The 15,128-nt window shown below is 47.5% G+C and carries 18 protein-coding genes; all 18 read right to left on the reverse strand.

Annotated elements, in window-relative coordinates:
• Positions 1-3: 3 nt before the first annotated feature.
• Complete coding sequence (gene argR / locus QMA39_RS06200) at positions 4-453, reverse strand: transcriptional regulator ArgR (protein WP_027955448.1); 450 nt, start codon at positions 451-453, stop codon at positions 4-6.
• Between the two features lie 63 nt (positions 454-516).
• Positions 517-1,335 carry a TlyA family RNA methyltransferase gene (locus tag QMA39_RS06205; RefSeq protein ID WP_027955447.1) on the reverse strand — a complete coding sequence of 273 codons (819 nt, stop codon included), beginning with the start codon at positions 1,333-1,335 and terminating at the stop codon, positions 517-519.
• Between the two features lie 5 nt (positions 1,336-1,340).
• Complete coding sequence (dxs, locus tag QMA39_RS06210) at positions 1,341-3,233, reverse strand: 1-deoxy-D-xylulose-5-phosphate synthase (protein ID WP_206935121.1); 1,893 nt, start codon at positions 3,231-3,233, stop codon at positions 1,341-1,343.
• A gap of 18 nt (positions 3,234-3,251) precedes the next feature.
• Positions 3,252-3,851, reverse strand: coding sequence for a hypothetical protein (locus tag QMA39_RS06215; RefSeq protein ID WP_027955445.1), 600 nt, complete (start codon positions 3,849-3,851; stop codon positions 3,252-3,254).
• Between the two features lie 710 nt (positions 3,852-4,561).
• A complete protein-coding gene (locus tag QMA39_RS06220) occupies positions 4,562-5,440 on the reverse strand; it encodes a polyprenyl synthetase family protein (RefSeq protein ID WP_348646592.1) in 879 nt (292 codons plus the stop codon).
• A gap of 3 nt (positions 5,441-5,443) precedes the next feature.
• The gene (locus QMA39_RS06225) at positions 5,444-5,680 is read right to left on the reverse strand and encodes an exodeoxyribonuclease VII small subunit (protein WP_281658234.1); all 237 of its coding nucleotides are present in this window, start codon (positions 5,678-5,680) and stop codon (positions 5,444-5,446) included.
• A complete protein-coding gene (gene xseA, locus QMA39_RS06230; protein ID WP_281658235.1) occupies positions 5,667-7,022 on the reverse strand; it encodes an exodeoxyribonuclease VII large subunit in 1,356 nt (451 codons plus the stop codon). Before xseA ends, QMA39_RS06225 begins: the two co-directional genes overlap by 14 nt.
• A gap of 12 nt (positions 7,023-7,034) precedes the next feature.
• A complete protein-coding gene (gene folD / locus QMA39_RS06235; protein WP_206935125.1) occupies positions 7,035-7,886 on the reverse strand; it encodes a bifunctional methylenetetrahydrofolate dehydrogenase/methenyltetrahydrofolate cyclohydrolase FolD in 852 nt (283 codons plus the stop codon).
• Between the two features lie 22 nt (positions 7,887-7,908).
• Entirely contained in the window at positions 7,909-8,286 is a 378-nt protein-coding gene (gene nusB, locus QMA39_RS06240) for a transcription antitermination factor NusB (RefSeq protein ID WP_027955439.1), read from the reverse strand.
• Positions 8,287-8,423: 137 nt separating this feature from the next.
• The gene (locus QMA39_RS06245) at positions 8,424-8,831 is read right to left on the reverse strand and encodes an Asp23/Gls24 family envelope stress response protein (protein ID WP_027955438.1); all 408 of its coding nucleotides are present in this window, start codon (positions 8,829-8,831) and stop codon (positions 8,424-8,426) included.
• Positions 8,832-8,846: 15 nt separating this feature from the next.
• Positions 8,847-10,205 carry an acetyl-CoA carboxylase biotin carboxylase subunit gene (accC, locus tag QMA39_RS06250; protein WP_281658236.1) on the reverse strand — a complete coding sequence of 453 codons (1,359 nt, stop codon included), beginning with the start codon at positions 10,203-10,205 and terminating at the stop codon, positions 8,847-8,849.
• A gap of 15 nt (positions 10,206-10,220) precedes the next feature.
• Positions 10,221-10,721: an acetyl-CoA carboxylase biotin carboxyl carrier protein gene (accB, locus tag QMA39_RS06255; RefSeq protein WP_281658237.1), complete on the reverse strand. Its 501-nt coding sequence runs from the start codon at positions 10,719-10,721 to the stop codon at positions 10,221-10,223.
• Between the two features lie 807 nt (positions 10,722-11,528).
• Positions 11,529-12,080: a SpoIIIAH-like family protein gene (locus QMA39_RS06260; RefSeq protein WP_281658238.1), complete on the reverse strand. Its 552-nt coding sequence runs from the start codon at positions 12,078-12,080 to the stop codon at positions 11,529-11,531.
• Between the two features lie 12 nt (positions 12,081-12,092).
• Positions 12,093-12,713, reverse strand: a complete 621-nt coding sequence (spoIIIAG, locus tag QMA39_RS06265) for a stage III sporulation protein AG (RefSeq protein ID WP_206935132.1) — start codon at positions 12,711-12,713, stop codon at positions 12,093-12,095.
• The gene (spoIIIAF, locus tag QMA39_RS06270; protein ID WP_206935135.1) at positions 12,706-13,311 is read right to left on the reverse strand and encodes a stage III sporulation protein AF; all 606 of its coding nucleotides are present in this window, start codon (positions 13,309-13,311) and stop codon (positions 12,706-12,708) included. The genes spoIIIAG and spoIIIAF overlap by 8 nt, the downstream gene beginning before the upstream one ends.
• 12 nt (positions 13,312-13,323) lie before the next feature.
• Positions 13,324-14,496: a stage III sporulation protein AE gene (gene spoIIIAE / locus QMA39_RS06275; RefSeq protein WP_281658239.1), complete on the reverse strand. Its 1,173-nt coding sequence runs from the start codon at positions 14,494-14,496 to the stop codon at positions 13,324-13,326.
• A gap of 15 nt (positions 14,497-14,511) precedes the next feature.
• Positions 14,512-14,904 (reverse strand): stage III sporulation protein AD, encoded by a 393-nt coding sequence (gene spoIIIAD, locus QMA39_RS06280; RefSeq protein ID WP_027955431.1) that lies wholly within the window; start codon positions 14,902-14,904, stop codon positions 14,512-14,514.
• Between the two features lie 4 nt (positions 14,905-14,908).
• Positions 14,909-15,115 carry a stage III sporulation protein AC gene (gene spoIIIAC, locus QMA39_RS06285; protein ID WP_008637060.1) on the reverse strand — a complete coding sequence of 69 codons (207 nt, stop codon included), beginning with the start codon at positions 15,113-15,115 and terminating at the stop codon, positions 14,909-14,911.
• Between the last annotated feature and the right edge of the window lie 13 nt (positions 15,116-15,128).

Raw genomic sequence — 15,128 nt, forward strand, 5'->3', positions numbered from 1 at the left:
CAGTTATAGCATATTTAGCAACTGCTCACTAATTGACTCCGTATGATCTTCACTGCGGCAGATAATTAAGCAGGTATCATCTCCGCAGATGGTCCCCATAATTTCATCCCATTCCAGATTATCCACGAGAGCACCTACAGCATTGGCGTTTCCCGGCAGAGTTTTCAAAATAATAAAATGTCCGGCCCGATCTATACTGACAAAGGCATCCATCATGAGCCGTTTCAGCTTTTCAAACGGATTGAAGCGCTGATCTGCAGGGAGACTGTATTTGTACCGGCCATCCATCATCGGCACCTTTACAAGATGTAGTTCTTTGATATCGCGGGATACGGTTGCCTGAGTGACATTGTATCCCATACCCTTCAATCGATCGACCAGCTCATCCTGGGTTTCAATATCGTCGTTTGTGATCAGTTCCCTGATTTTGATGTGACGTTGTCCTTTGTTCATGACCATCCTCCGTTTCAAGTCCTTCCATAAGAAAAGGGCCTGTGCTAAGCCCTTTTACACTCATTATGCGTTTCTGCTGTGCGCCTCATGCGCTTCTTTGACTACAGCATCGATATCCACCTGTTCTCCACTGCTGCCGCCATCATCAAGCCGCAGATGGACGAGGAATTCTATATTCCCATCCCCGCCGGTAATCGGAGAAAAAGTGAGTCCATAAACAGAATATCCGTGATCGGAAGCAAAATCAAGAATTGTTTTTACGACCTCTTTATGAATCGATGGGTCTCTCACAATTCCTTTTTTCCCTACCTGTTCTCTACCTGCTTCGAACTGTGGTTTTATTAGTGCTGCCACATCTCCCTGCTGCTCCAGAATCTCAGCAAGAACCGGCAGAATGATACGGAGGGATATGAAGGAGACATCGATGGAAGCAAACTGCGGCTGACCGTGTGTAAGATCCTCTTTCGTCACATATCGGAAATTGGTCCGTTCCATAACGACCACCTGGTCATGATTACGGAGACGCCAGTCAAGCTGATTATATCCGACATCCACGGCATAGCTGAGCCTGGCACCGTTCTGAAGCGCGCAGTCCGTAAAACCGCCGGTGGATGAACCGATATCAATCATGATCTTGTCCTTAACGGAAAGATCAAAGTGCTTCAATGCTTTTTCAAGCTTTAATCCGCCGCGGCTGACATACGGAATGGGACGGCCTTTAACAATCAATTCCAGTTCCTCATCCACTTTCAAGCCGGGTTTATCAAGGCGGACCTGCTCATGAAAAACAAGTCCCGCCATGATGGTCCGTTTCGCTTTTTCACGCGTTTCTATATAGCCTTTTTCTACAAGTAAAACATCTAAACGTACTTTTCTGCCCATATGATTTATGCCCTCTGTTGTTTTGTAGGTATCAATTCTTTTAGGTTTTTCACCATGTTTTCCGGGGTCAACCCGATCTCTTCCCAGAGTTTCGGTACACTGCCGTGTTCGATGAACCGGTCTGGAACGCCCATCCGGCGCACCCATTGGGAGGTGTAATTGTTTTCCTCAGCGAATTCAAGCACTGCTGAACCGAATCCTCCCTGCAGAACCGCTTCCTCTACCGTAAGAATCGGCAGCCCCTGCTTCATCATATCATGCAGCATGGACTCGTCCATCGGTTTGATGTAACGGGCATTTACCACCCGCACAGACCGTCCTTCTTTTTCCAGGCGGCCCGCCGCATCAAGGGCTGCATCAATGGTCGTCCCGAACGTAAGGATGACAGCCTCTGTCCCCTCTTTCAGGACTTCCCAGCTGCCGACGGGAATGGACCTCATATGTTTATCCGTATCGATCCCTTTCGCGTTACCCCGCGGATAACGGATCGCAAATGGCCCCTCTTCATATTCTGCAGCTGTATGAACGAGGTGCTGGGCTTCATCCTCATCTTTTGGCATGCTGATAATCATATTCGGAACAGACCTCAGGAATGCAATATCAAACACACCCTGGTGGGTCTCTCCGTCAGCTCCGACGAGTCCTGCGCGGTCAATACCGAAAATCACATTCAATTTCTGACGGGCCACATCATGAACCACCTGATCATAACCACGCTGCAGGAAGGTGGAATAAATGGCCAGAAACGGCTTCATGCCCTGAGTTGCAAGGCCAGCGGACATCGTCGTAGCATGCTGTTCGGCAATGCCTACGTCAAATAAACGGTCCGGGAATTCCTCACCGAATTTTTCCAGTTTGGACCCAAGAATCATGGCAGGAGTCACAGCTACAATGCGCTCATCTTCACGCGCTTTTTTAATCAGCGCATCACTGATGACCGAGCTCCACGCCGGAGGAGCATCGACCGGTTTGATTTTCTCTCCTGATTCGATTTTATAAGGACCTACACCGTGCCACTTATCCTTCACATCGGTTTCGGCGGGATGATACCCCTTCCCTTTCTTGGTCATCACATGAACGATAACCGGTCCGTCTGTTTTTCTTGCATAATTCAGGTTTTCCATCAAGTCTTCAAAATCATGCCCATCCACCGGTCCGTAATACGTAAACCCGAGCTCTTCAAAGAACATTCCCGGAACAACAAAGTACTTCATGCTGTCCTTCAAGCGCTCTGCTGCCTGCGCCAGCTTTCCTCCAACGGCGGGAATCTTCTTAAGAAGCCATTCGAGATCATCCTTGGCACGATTGTACTTCCCTGCGCTTCTCATCCGTCCGAGCGCACCGTGCAGGGCTCCTACGTTTTTGGCAATCGACATTTCATTATCATTCAAGATAACGGTTACATTCTTTTTCTCATGCCCGATATGGTTCAGCGCCTCCAGCGCCATCCCCCCTGTCAGGGCTCCATCACCAATGATGGGAAGGATTGAATGATCCTGTTTTTTCAAGTCGCGCGCAATAGCCATCCCCATGGCAGCGGACAATGAAGTTGAACTGTGGCCGGTTTCCCATACATCATGCTCACTTTCATCCCGCTTCGGGAACCCGCACAGTCCCTTATACTGCCGCAGTGTGTCGAACTGCCCTCCACGGCCGGTCAGAATCTTATGGATATACGACTGGTGCCCGACATCCCAAATAAAACGGTCGACGGGACTGTTATATACTTTATGAAGAGCCAGGGTCAGCTCCACTACTCCCAGGTTCGCACCGAGGTGGCCGCCTGTTGTGGCCAGGTTTTCAATTAAAAACTGTCTCACTTCTGCTGCAAATTCTTCCAATTGTTTCGTATTCATATCCTTCAATAACGAAGGGTCGTTGATTCTGCTCAGATCCATTGAAGGACCCCCTTGTAATTATCTTGATTTTTTAGTGGACGACATGACATTTGATAATATTCTTACATTTAATTTGGTTTCTAACCATGCAATCACCCTGGCAGCGAAAAAGATAATCTGCGTGGATTTATTGATGGCGAAGAATTTACCAATGGCTTTTCCTCCCACCGTCACTGCTGCCACGATACTGGTAAGGGCCACGTTAATACCGATTTGGACGGCAGACCCTTCTGTATACCCAAAACTCGAAGCGAGCTGAAGTACGACGACAGTGGAGGCCGTACCACTAACTATACCAGATATATCCCCTATAACGTCGTTACAGAAACTTGCGAATCGATCCGCATTTCTGACAATCGCAATAGCTTCCTTGGAGCCCGGGACTTTCTCGGAAGCCATCGCATGGAAGGGCTTCTCTTCAGCAGCTGTAGCTGCTATACCAAGCATATCAAAGACTACACCGGTAAGCACGATGATAAATACAATGATCAGTCCAATGACCCACATGACTCCACTTAAAACGGAAGAAGAGATAACTGAAAAAATAGCCGCTAACACAAATGTGATAACGGCAATGCTCAAACTGAAATTTACGGCTTTTTTTAATTTATTATCCATTCTTAACCTCTATATCTATATATAATCATAATTTGTTTATGTAAACAGAAAGGAATGGTCACAAAACGGGTAAAAATTGCGGCTTAGGTCTAGTAGGTTTTCCCAATCAAGTACCGAGTGTCACCACTCTGGCGGTTCCCCTTTAAACTCGACTCAGCCTCGTTTCCGATAACTGGACTAGATTGCCACTTAGTCCGCACTATAATTCCCGTTTTATGTCCATAGAACAGTCTAGGGGATTTCCCCGACAGCCTTTGACCGTTCCTTAGCCTCTTTTGCAGTTGTGATTTCATACAGCTTACGTCCCAGGACCACAGTGGCCATCTGTAGTCACAGGGGCTCATGGACTGTAATCCCCTCAAAAACCACTCAAGGCAGGCTACGCTGCGCATATAGATGTTACTCCATATGCTGCAGGTTCATACCCCATTTCATAACGGTATCTGGCTCAGAGCCCGTTACAAGAATGGGCCTCCGCGGAAGCAGGGTCAACGCCCACATGCCTTTGTGGATCGCCCTGCGACCTTAACTCCCAGCATCGACCCAAGGCTGGGCGCCTCAAGCCAACACAAGGAACTTCATCGATGTGCCCTTTGGCGGATTTTTAGGCCCGCCTTCAGGAACGGAGGACCGACTAGAATACTGCACCATTCCTTTTGTAAAAATAATATATCATATTTCAGCACACACCTCAATCGAAATCCTTCCGATTAATGATCGCGCGTACTCAAATATTGAATAAGTTGTGACAGAACCGTACCTTCCACACCTGCTTCCGTTAAAGCGGACTCAGCTGTTTTGACGTAATGATTCTTCTGCTCTTTTGCACCGTCCAGACCGAGAAGACCCGGATAGGTACTTTTATCATTCACCACATCACTGCCTACAGGCTTACCGATCACCTCTGCATCGCCGGTCACATCCAGAATGTCGTCCTGAATCTGGAAAATAAGGCCGAGCGCTTCCGCCATCTCACTCATCTGCTGCATGGATTGCTCTGAGGCCTTTCCGAGCTTTGCACCTGCACGGATCGCATATTTCAATAACTCGCCGGTTTTATTCTTATGAATAGCTTCCAGAGATTCCAGAGAAATCTCTTTTCCTTCACTCAGCATATCCTGCATCTGACCCTCGACCATACCTCTTGGACCGGCGGCTTTAGTCAGCTCCTGAATAAGAAATATTTTTTCTTCCTGTTCAAGGGACGGGTCTTCTGAAATCAGCTGGGTACTCATGGTGAGCAGGGCATCTCCGGCAAGGATAGCTGTTGCTTCATCGAATTTTTTATGATTGGTAGGCAGCCCGCGCCTGATATCATCATCATCCATAGCTGGAAGGTCGTCATGAATCAAGGAGTACGTGTGGACCATTTCAAGAGCGGCGGCGGCGGTCAGCCCTTTTCCCACCGGCGCGCCAAAGGCTTCCGCTGTGGCCAGAAGCAGAATAGGACGCAGCCTTTTCCCACCGGCTTCAATGGAATAAAGGATCGAATCCTGAAGTCTGCCCGGCACGGTATAATCTCTCACATACATGGTCAACTGATCGTTAATGAATGTTTGTTTATCTGTTAAATAAGCTTTCAAGTCCACAGGCTATTCTTCCTCCTGTACGGTGAAAGGTTCAAAATTCCCATGCTCATTCAAAATCTGCTGCATCTGCTCTTCCACTGTTCCGAGCTTTTCACTGCATACCTTTGAAAGCTTCATCCCCTCTTGATAGTATTGAATAGCTTTTTCAAGAGGGACTTCGCCGGTTTCCAGCTTCTCGACAATTTCCTCAAGCTGATTCATGGCTTCTTCAAAACTGATTTCCTGTTTATTTTCCTCCATGTTCATCCTCCTTCACCGATGTAACCTGACATTGAATGAAACCGTCCTGGACTTGAAGGGAAAGACTGTTTCCCTCCGACACCTGAGCAGCCTTTTTAATGACCTGATTTTCCTCGTCAAAAGGAATGGCATAGCCGCGTTTCATAATTTCAAGCGGATTCAGCAGGGTCAGCTTATCCAGCGTCGAATGAAAACGGTCTTTTTTCCGGGAGACGATGGTATCGAAAGCTTTCTGGAGCTGTTTCGTATCCCTTTGAAGAGCCTCTGTTCCTTCTTTGATTTTTTTATCCGGTCCCTGCTGCTCCAGCCGTTTGGTTAAATAACCCAGCTGCTCACGCTGGCTCGACTGCTGACGGTTCATCTGTTTGGTCAGACGCTCGAGCACTCGGTCCAGGTCCTGTTCTTTTTGACGCATCAGCTGTTCCGGATACTTAAACGCATAGGATTTTTTTAATCGGTTCAGCTTCTGCCTTGATTCAGTCCGCTGCCCGTCCATGGATCTTATGAGCCTCTGTCTGAACTGCTGCACCTGTTCTCTCAGTTCCGTAATGGAAGGTACGGCTACTTCTGCGGCCCCGGTAGGCGTCGGAGCTCTCCAATCAGCTGCAAAATCACTGATGGTTGTATCCGTTTCGTGACCGACGGCAGAAATAATGGGAATCGAAGATGCTGCAATCGCCCGGGCGACTATTTCTTCATTGAATCCCCAGAGATCTTCAATAGATCCACCTCCGCGGCCGACGATTAAAACATCGCAATCCAGATGCTCATTGGCGTACCTTATGGCGTTGGATACCGATTCTGCTGCGCGCTCCCCCTGGACAAGAACCGGAAGGATGGATACCGGCACAATCGGATAGCGTCTCTTGATCGTTGTCAAAATGTCCCTGACAGCCGCACCGGTAGGAGAAGTGATCACACCGATATGCTTTGGATATGTAGGAAGCTTTTTCTTACGTTCTTCAGCAAACAGACCTTCCTTCTCCAATTTCTCCTTCAGCTGTTCAAAAGCAAAATACAAGGCACCGATTCCATCCGGCTGCATTTCCTTAATATAAAGCTGATACTGCCCCATCGGTTCGTATACGTTGATCTCACCTTTTACGAGGACATTCATACCGTTTTCAGGCATGAATTTCAGCGAGCGGTTGCTTCCGGCAAACATAACCGCCTGAATTCTTGCCTGATCATCTTTTAAGGACATGTACATATGCCCTCTGGAATGATGTTTGAAGTTGGAAATTTCTCCTCTGAGCCATACGGTCTTCAAATGAGGATCACCGGATAGTTTCCGTTTGATATATTTGGTTAAAGCCGTTACCGTCAAATACTGATCCTGCACGACAACGCCTCCTTACACGCGGTGAATCTGCTTCGCCGCCTTAATGGTATTGTGGAGCAGCATGGTAATGGTCATCGGCCCCACCCCTTTTGGAACAGGAGTGATATGGGAGGCCACTTCCTTTGCTGATTCAAAGTCAACATCGCCGGTCAGTTTCCCATCGACACGGTTGACTCCGACATCAATGACGACAGCGCCTTCCTTCACATGCTCCCCGGATACAAGTCCCGGCCTGCCTGCGGCTACAATCAGAATATCTGCCTGTTTCGTATGGGATTTTAAATCCTTTGTACGGGAGTGACAATGGGTGACCGTTGCATTCTTATTGAGAAGGAGCTGTCCAACAGGCTTGCCGACGAGGTTGCTGCGTCCTATAATGACGGCGTGTTTTCCTTCCACATCAATATCCGCACGTTCAAGCATCACCATAATCCCATATGGCGTGCAGGGGAAAAAGGTATCCTGGCCTGTCAGCATCCTGCCTGCGTTTTCAGGGTGGAAACCATCCACGTCCTTGCCAGGGTCGATTGCTTCAATTATTTTCTGGTCAGAAATATGCTCCGGAACTGGAAGCTGCACCAGAATACCATGAACCGTATCATCTTGGTTCAACCGGTGAATCAAATCCAGAAGCTCCTGCTCGGAGGTTTCCTCAGAAAGTTCAATGAGATCAGAATCCATACCGATTTTTTCAGAAGCCCGCTGCTTCCCTTTTACATAAGATTTTGAGGCAGGATCTTCTCCGATAATGACGACAACCAGTTTAGGGTGTACACCTTTTTCATGGAGCACCGCCACCTCCTGCTTCATCTCTTCCCGTAAATCTTCCGCTAACTGTTTTCCATAAATAACTTCCGCTGCCATCTCCGATTCCCCCTGTTCAAAGTTAGATCATCTTGGATAAAACGCCGTTGACGAACTTCCCGGAATCTTCTTCACCGAAGATTTTAGCAAGTTCTACTGCTTCGTTGATTGCTACTTGTGTCGGGACATCTTCGTTATGTTTCATTTCATACGCGGCCATTCGAAGAACGGTCTTCTCTACTTTAGGTAGACGTGGGAACGTCCAGTTGTCCAAATGGTCGGCAATCCACTGATCCAGGTCATCCCTGTAGTCCATGACTCCGTGAACCAGGTCGTGCAGAAATGGATCAACCTCCGGATCTTCTACCACGTGCTGGATGGCCTCATCCGTATCAATATCCTCTGTAATCGTTTGAAAAAGCGCCTGAAATGCTTTTTCTCGTGCTGTGCGTCGTTTCATGTTCATTCTCCTTTAAGGTAATATCCGTTAGAATCATAACATTTTAGTTGGATAAAAGCCATGATAACAGGGATATACAGCCTGGTGTTTCCTTTGTGCAAAAAGAAAAATCAGAAAGGGTCTCCCCTTTCTGATTCCTATGAATAGGCTTCCGTTTCGTTTTCTTCTTCTTTTGCTCCATCCATTTGGATACCAACGATGTGCACGTTGATTTCACTAATTTCAAGAGCTGTCATATTTTTCAATGCCTGGCGGGTATTGTCCTGGATTTTCTGGGCGGTATCAGGAATACTGATGCCATAATCCATAACGACGTAGGCATCAATCAAAATGCCGCTTTCTGTCAGCTCCACTTTGACACCCTTGCCGTGATTTTTCTTACCCAGTCGTTCTGCAACACCGGAGGCAAAGTTCCCCCGCATCGAAGCAACTCCAGCCACTTCGGATACGGCAATGCCCGCGATGACTTCAATTACTTCAGGAGCAATCTCAATATTGCCTAATGTCGATCCATCTGTCACATTCAACAATTGCTTATCAGTCATTTATGACCACTCCTTTTAAGCTTCATCTTTCATAATCGTATACTTCTCAAGGAATTTCGTATTAAAGTCGCCATTTACAAAGACTTCATGCTCCATCATACGCTGATGGAACGGAATCGTTGTATGGACACCCTCTACGACAAATTCATCGAGAGCACGTCTCATACGGCGGATGGCTTCATCTCTGTCACGGCCGTACGTAATGAGCTTGGCCACCATAGAATCATAATAGGGAGGGATGGTATAACCCGGGTAAGCTGCAGAATCCACACGCACGCCGAGACCACCCGGCGGCAGGTACATATCAATTCTACCTGCAGAAGGCATGAAGTTTTTATAAGGATTCTCCGCATTGATCCGGCATTCAATGGACCAGCCTTCAAACTCGATGTCTTCTTGTTTAAAGGAAAGTTTTTCATCGTTGGCAACCAGAAGCATCTCTTTAATAAGATCTACGCCTGTTACCATTTCGGTCACCGGGTGCTCCACTTGAATACGCGTATTCATTTCCATAAAGTAGAAGGAGTCCGACTCTTTATCGAAAATGAATTCTACGGTACCGGCCCCTGAATAATTGACAGCAAGAGCGGCTTTGACTGCAGCATCCCCCATCTTCTTCCTCATCTTTTCGGAAATAGCCGGAGATGGCGTTTCTTCAATGAGCTTCTGAAGACGGCGCTGGATCGTACAGTCGCGCTCTCCCAGGTGAACAGCATTCCCGTGATTATCGGCAAGCACCTGGATTTCCACGTGGCGGAAATCCTCTATGAACTTCTCAATATAGACGCCGGGGTTGCCGAACGCCGTTTCCGCTTCCTGCTGGGTCATGCGGATTCCTGTTTTCAAATCATCTTCATTACGGGCTACACGGATTCCTTTTCCTCCACCGCCGGCTGTCGCTTTGATGATGACCGGGTATCCGATGTCTTCCGCTACCTTCAAGCCTTCTTCCTCGCTGTTGATGATTCCAGCGGAACCGGGTACAACCGGAACCCCTGCTTCTCTCATCGTTTCTCTGGCCACATCTTTCGTCCCCATTTTTTGAATGGCATAGGCGGATGGGCCAATGAAAGTGATGTTACATTCTTCACACATCTCGGCGAACTCTGCGTTTTCAGAAAGGAACCCGTATCCTGGATGGATCGCATCCGTCTGCGTCAGCGTCGCCAGACTTAAAATATTGGTGTAGCTCAAGTAACTGTCTTTACTTAATGTAGGTCCAACACAATAGGCTTCATCCGCCAGCTGGACGTGCAAGGCTTCTTTATCTGCTTCAGAATAAATGGCGACCGTCTCGATGCCCATCTCTTTGCAGGCACGGATGATCCGGACAGCAATTTCACCTCTGTTGGCTATTAAAACTTTTTTTATCAACGTCTCATCCCCCGCTTACTTAGACTTCACTCGGAACAACGGCTGTCCATATTCGACCAGTTCGCCGTCTTTAACAAGAATTTCTACAACCTCACCAGAAACTTCCGCTTCAATTTCATTGAAAAGCTTCATCGCTTCCACAATACATACGACAGAGTCCTCTTTGACATCGTCGCCGAGTTTCACGTAGGCATCCTGGTCCGGTGACGGAGATACATAAAATGTTCCAACCATCGGAGACTTGATTTCAGCATCGTAATCGCTGGAGGGTGTATCTGCTTTAGGTGCTTCCTCTACAGCGGGCTCCTGTTCTACTTCCTTGCTCTGTGCAGGCTCCTGAGTCTGTGGTTTCGGCTGTGCCTGGACCGCCTGCTGCGGCTGTACAGCTTCTGTAACAACCTGCTCCTGTTGTTTTTTCATCGAAACTTTCGTCCCATTAGCTTCATAGCTGAATTCATCGATGGAAGACTGATCGATCAGCTTAATAATTTCTCTGATTTCCTGTACCTTTAACATAGCTGGCACCCCTTTTATGTATAGTTGCTTTATAACTGGTACTAATAACTCCTCTTAACATTCTATTATAAATTCCTGCTTCCCTGCAACTGAACCTCCTGAAAGAAGGTAGAAAGACAGACCTTATCCGTTAACAATTGGCAGTTCTATAGGTCTGTGGATTTCTTTCTCCACCACTATTTCCATACAGCCGGCTTTTTAACCATGCACAAAAAGAAGCTGCCGTTTTCAACGGCAGCTTCTCAGCTTGTAGAGAAACCTCTTTTTCTTTACAACCTTTTTTCTTTCTTACCGCCAGGAACGAAAGCCCCTTCCCTTTCCGCGGACGAGCGACCGAGCTTCCCCAGGAGTGGAAGGGGCACCGCTCCTTGGGCGTTCTTTAAAATCGAAAAAGACTCTCCTTCACCCAACACATCCTTGCTGGATGGAGGAGAGTCTTTGTCATATTCAGGCAGGAAGCCGTCATCAGCGCCTGTTCTTCCCCTTTTACTTTTCCACGCAAGCGGCCATAGCGCAGCCCATGCCGTTCTTTTGAATCTGCGAACCTGCGTAGTGGGCAGTCTCTCTTCTATATTCTAACGTCGGCACGAGGAGCGTTGGTGGTGATGCCTGCGGGAACAGCACGGGCCGAAGATCCACTTGGGCAGGTGTTCTTCCTGACCAAGTTAGCTGAGGGCGTGCCCGCGGCATTCATCCACCGATAAGCGGAAAGTGACACTTCGCACGACAAATGGAGAACTCTAACTGGTTAACACAGGCTTTTCTACAGCCAAAGAAGCTGCCGTTTTCAACGGCAGCTTCTTTTATTCAGCCTGCAGGCTGGAATTGAACCTGGACCTGCTTATGTCCGAATTCATCGGAGACCATCTGGATAATCTGGTTCGTGTCTTCCTTGGATAACTCCTGGGCTTTGACGGTTACGTGAACGACGTCATCTTCAGCACGGACGAGCACATCATCATACTGGGCACTTGCCAGAATTGTATTTTCGATGATGGATTCTTTTGATTGATTGGTTTTAATCGTTTCCATTTTTTCCAGTGCTTCATTTTTCTCCTCAGTCGTGAAATCACTGGACGCTACAATTTCTGAAAGCTGCTCCTGGACCTGGTCACGCTGGTTTTTCATATCCAGGCGGATAGCTGAAAATAATTCATCGGTGGAAATTTGAGAAATCACTGTCCCGTCTCCTGCCGTTTCAACATTTTCCCCTTCTGCTTCTTCACTGGTCATTTCAGCCCAGTCCTCTTCCTGAATAAAAGCCATTTCTCCGTTTTCCGGGGATGTCATGTAGTAAACACTCAGCACAATCAAAAGACTCAACATTGTCAACAGCCACACCGTTTGTTTTTTTACCAAGGTAATCCCTCCTTATTGTTTAGGCAGAACTGATATTCTATGTGTCGGTACATCAAGCACCCGGGAAACAGCTTCGACCACCCATTCCTTCACCTGAATTTGATCGACCCCCTTGGCCGTTACGAAAACTCCGCTGACTTCAGGCTTGGATGTCTGGGTGAGCAGCGGAACTTCACGGTCGCCCTGTCGGACTAGAACCAGCTGTTGTTCTCTCGTATAATCTTCAATTTCTCTTTCTCCTCCATTCTTATCGGATTCTTTTGTGTTCTGTTTGCCTATGATTAAGTTTTTGTCATACTCCTTTTTGTGTGTGGATGATAGATTTATCATAATGTCCACAGCGCTGACACCCTGAATATTTTCAAGAAGCGGCTTGAGCTGTTTTTCATATTCTCCCTCCAGCTGTGTGATGGAATCGGTCTGTTCCGGAGATGGAGAAGTTTCCGATGCCGCCTGCTCCTGTGTACTCCCTGCCGCGGGAGGGGTGCGCGGCTCTGCATCCGGCTGGAACCAGCTGCTGACAAGAATGATAAGAACCCCGATCATTCCAAGACCAATTAAATACTTGGTCTTGTTCACCTTCTTCCCTTCCTTATCGGACGATAGAGTGATCTTATTCCACCATTTATTCATCCTGATCCTCCCAGTGGATTTCTATTTGTTCAGGCTTCAAGTCCAGTTTGCCAGCCACCCAGTTCACCAGTTCCGCATCCTCTTCTGAAGAGACTGCCGGGGAGGGCTCATCCATAAAGGAGATATCGACATTCTCCACGTCCCCCATCTCCTGGCTCCGTGATATCGTCAGTGTCACCTTTTCAAGAGTTTCCACGCTGTATGGCTGTCCGGTAAAAGTCATCGACGTATCCTGAAGCATGACATCCTTCTCTTCTTCCAACGAAGGCTGCAGTTCAGCAGATAGAGCTTGGGTAACCTGTTCTAATCTATATGCATCTTGTCCCTGCAGTATTTCATTTTTCTTCGATTCAATAGTGTCATCCAAACCGTCGGTATCCCACTGTTCTTCCATTTTCTGATCGGCCGACTGCAACAGACGCTCAGGGTCAATCTGCAGGAGTTGAAGCAGGGGGCCAAGGAAAACAAGAAGCAGTAAAATGGACATCACAAGCCTTGCATAGTTCTTCATGACACCCGATGGCAGGAGCGCATCTGCGACCATTGCCAATAGAAGGAATAATACAATTCTTGTAATCCACTCAATAAATAATTCCATTACCGCTCCCCCCTATCTGATCATCATTGTAATATTGCTTGCCGCCACCATAATGACTATGACAAGGAAAAACATCATGGAGACCATAAGCAGCGCGGCAAAAATGTAGAAAATGTGCCGGCTGACTACATCCATCGCCTGGATGACCGGTCCATCGCCGAGAGGCTGCAGCAGGGCAGCGGCCAGTTTATAGATAATCGCGATAGCAAGGACTTTGATTGACGGAAAAACAGCAATACCGAGGAGAATGACCACTCCTGCAATCCCAAGGGTGTTTTTTAATACAAGGGAAGCCCCCAGGATGGTGTCGGTGGCATCTGTAAACAAACGCCCGACAACAGGCACAAAATTTCCGGTCACAAACCGGGCTGTTTTCATCGTGATGCCGTCCTGTACAGCCGTAACGGTTCCCTGGACGGAAATGACACCAAGAAAAACGGTAAGGAAGATCCCCATGACAGCCATCCCCGTCTTCCTTAACAACTCTGCTAAGTGATCGACCTTGAAGTCTTCATTCAAACTCCCGACAATCAATAAAAGAGCTGATGATGTAAATAACGGAATAAGCAGGTATTTGACCAGCAGACCACTGGACTGAACGAGAGCGATAATGATGGGATGGAAAAAAGAAATGGACATGAGATGACTGAAGGAAGCCATGATACCAAGAAGAAGAGGGATCAGACCGATCATGAAACTGCTCATCCGCTCCACCGCATCCAATGTATAGACAATCACCTGCCTGAAACTTTCCAATGCAAGAGTCAGCAGGACAAGATAGACGACCATGTACGCTGCTTTACTTACGACTGAATTTTGAAAGGCAGACTGCACAGACTGCAGGAGCGTGCTGAATAAGGTTAGAAATAAAAGAGAAGAGAGCAGCCGGCCGTTTAAAAGAAGTTCGTGAAAGAAAAATTCCACCATTCCGGAGTACCAGTCGGAGGATTCGAGCGCCCCTTCCTTTTGAATAAACTCCATAAAATTGTCATGTTGAAAAGTCGGAATATAATCTCCATACTGCTGCTGCAGGTCCTCCCAGTTCGCTTCCATATCTTCTGTTGAAATGTATTCCGACATGGAAGGTCCTGTCGTTTCCGGAGCTTCAGGGGATGCCGCAGAAGCCGAAGGAAAAAGGATAACCCCGATGATTCCTGCACACAGCCACATCCATAGACGTTTCATCTGCTCCCCGCCTCCCTAACCTCCGGGTATAAATTGAAGAATGGTTTCAATAACAGCTGTAACAATCGGGATCGCAAGCATCAAAATGAATAATTTCCCAGCCAGTTCCACTTTCGATGCCAAAGCATTGAGGCCGGCATCCCGGATCAGCTGGGCACCGAATTCAGCAATGTATGCAATGCCGATGATTTTCAAAATCGTTTTGAAATACATCGGTTCCACCTGGGCCTGGTCAGCCATATAGGAAAGCAATGTAAATACATAAGTCAGCTGATCGAGGACGGTCAGGAAAATAACGATGACGGTAAAAAGGAGAAGAAGAAAAGCGGCTGATGATTTCTGTTCCTGCAGCAGAATGATCAGCATAGCCGCAACAAGCCCCAGCGAAACAACCTGGATAATATCCATAAAGCTATCCCTGGTAGAGAAAGACGGATTTAATCTGTTGGAACAAGTCAGCCAGACGGTGCAGGACGATAAACAGTACAATGATAAATCCTGTCAATGTGACAGCCTGGGCGATCTCTTCCTTTCCCATTTGTTTTAGAATACTGTGAATCATGGCGACGATAATTCCTACTCCCGCTATTTGAAAAAGGATTGTGGCATCTTGGAGCACAATGGTCCTTCCC

Source organism: Halobacillus sp. Cin3, from assembly GCF_947311855.1.
GTDB lineage: Bacteria > Bacillota > Bacilli > Bacillales > Halobacillaceae > Halobacillus > Halobacillus kuroshimensis.

Coding starts and splice junctions, on each gene's coding strand:
- argR (WP_027955448.1), bottom strand. CDS start 453: ATGAACAAAGGACAACGTCACATCAAAATCAGGGAACTGATCACAAAC.
- QMA39_RS06205 (WP_027955447.1), bottom strand. CDS start 1,335: ATGGGCAGAAAAGTACGTTTAGATGTTTTACTTGTAGAAAAAGGCTAT.
- dxs (WP_206935121.1), bottom strand. CDS start 3,233: ATGGATCTGAGCAGAATCAACGACCCTTCGTTATTGAAGGATATGAAT.
- QMA39_RS06215 (WP_027955445.1), bottom strand. CDS start 3,851: ATGGATAATAAATTAAAAAAAGCCGTAAATTTCAGTTTGAGCATTGCC.
- QMA39_RS06225 (WP_281658234.1), bottom strand. CDS start 5,680: ATGGAGGAAAATAAACAGGAAATCAGTTTTGAAGAAGCCATGAATCAG.
- folD (WP_206935125.1), bottom strand. CDS start 7,886: ATGGCAGCGGAAGTTATTTATGGAAAACAGTTAGCGGAAGATTTACGG.
- nusB (WP_027955439.1), bottom strand. CDS start 8,286: ATGAAACGACGCACAGCACGAGAAAAAGCATTTCAGGCGCTTTTTCAA.
- QMA39_RS06245 (WP_027955438.1), bottom strand. CDS start 8,831: ATGACTGATAAGCAATTGTTGAATGTGACAGATGGATCGACATTAGGC.
- accB (WP_281658237.1), bottom strand. CDS start 10,721: ATGTTAAAGGTACAGGAAATCAGAGAAATTATTAAGCTGATCGATCAG.
- spoIIIAG (WP_206935132.1), bottom strand. CDS start 12,713: ATGAATAAATGGTGGAATAAGATCACTCTATCGTCCGATAAGGAAGGG.
- spoIIIAF (WP_206935135.1), bottom strand. CDS start 13,311: ATGGAATTATTTATTGAGTGGATTACAAGAATTGTATTATTCCTTCTA.
- spoIIIAE (WP_281658239.1), bottom strand. CDS start 14,496: ATGAAACGTCTATGGATGTGGCTGTGTGCAGGAATCATCGGGGTTATC.
- spoIIIAD (WP_027955431.1), bottom strand. CDS start 14,904: ATGGATATTATCCAGGTTGTTTCGCTGGGGCTTGTTGCGGCTATGCTG.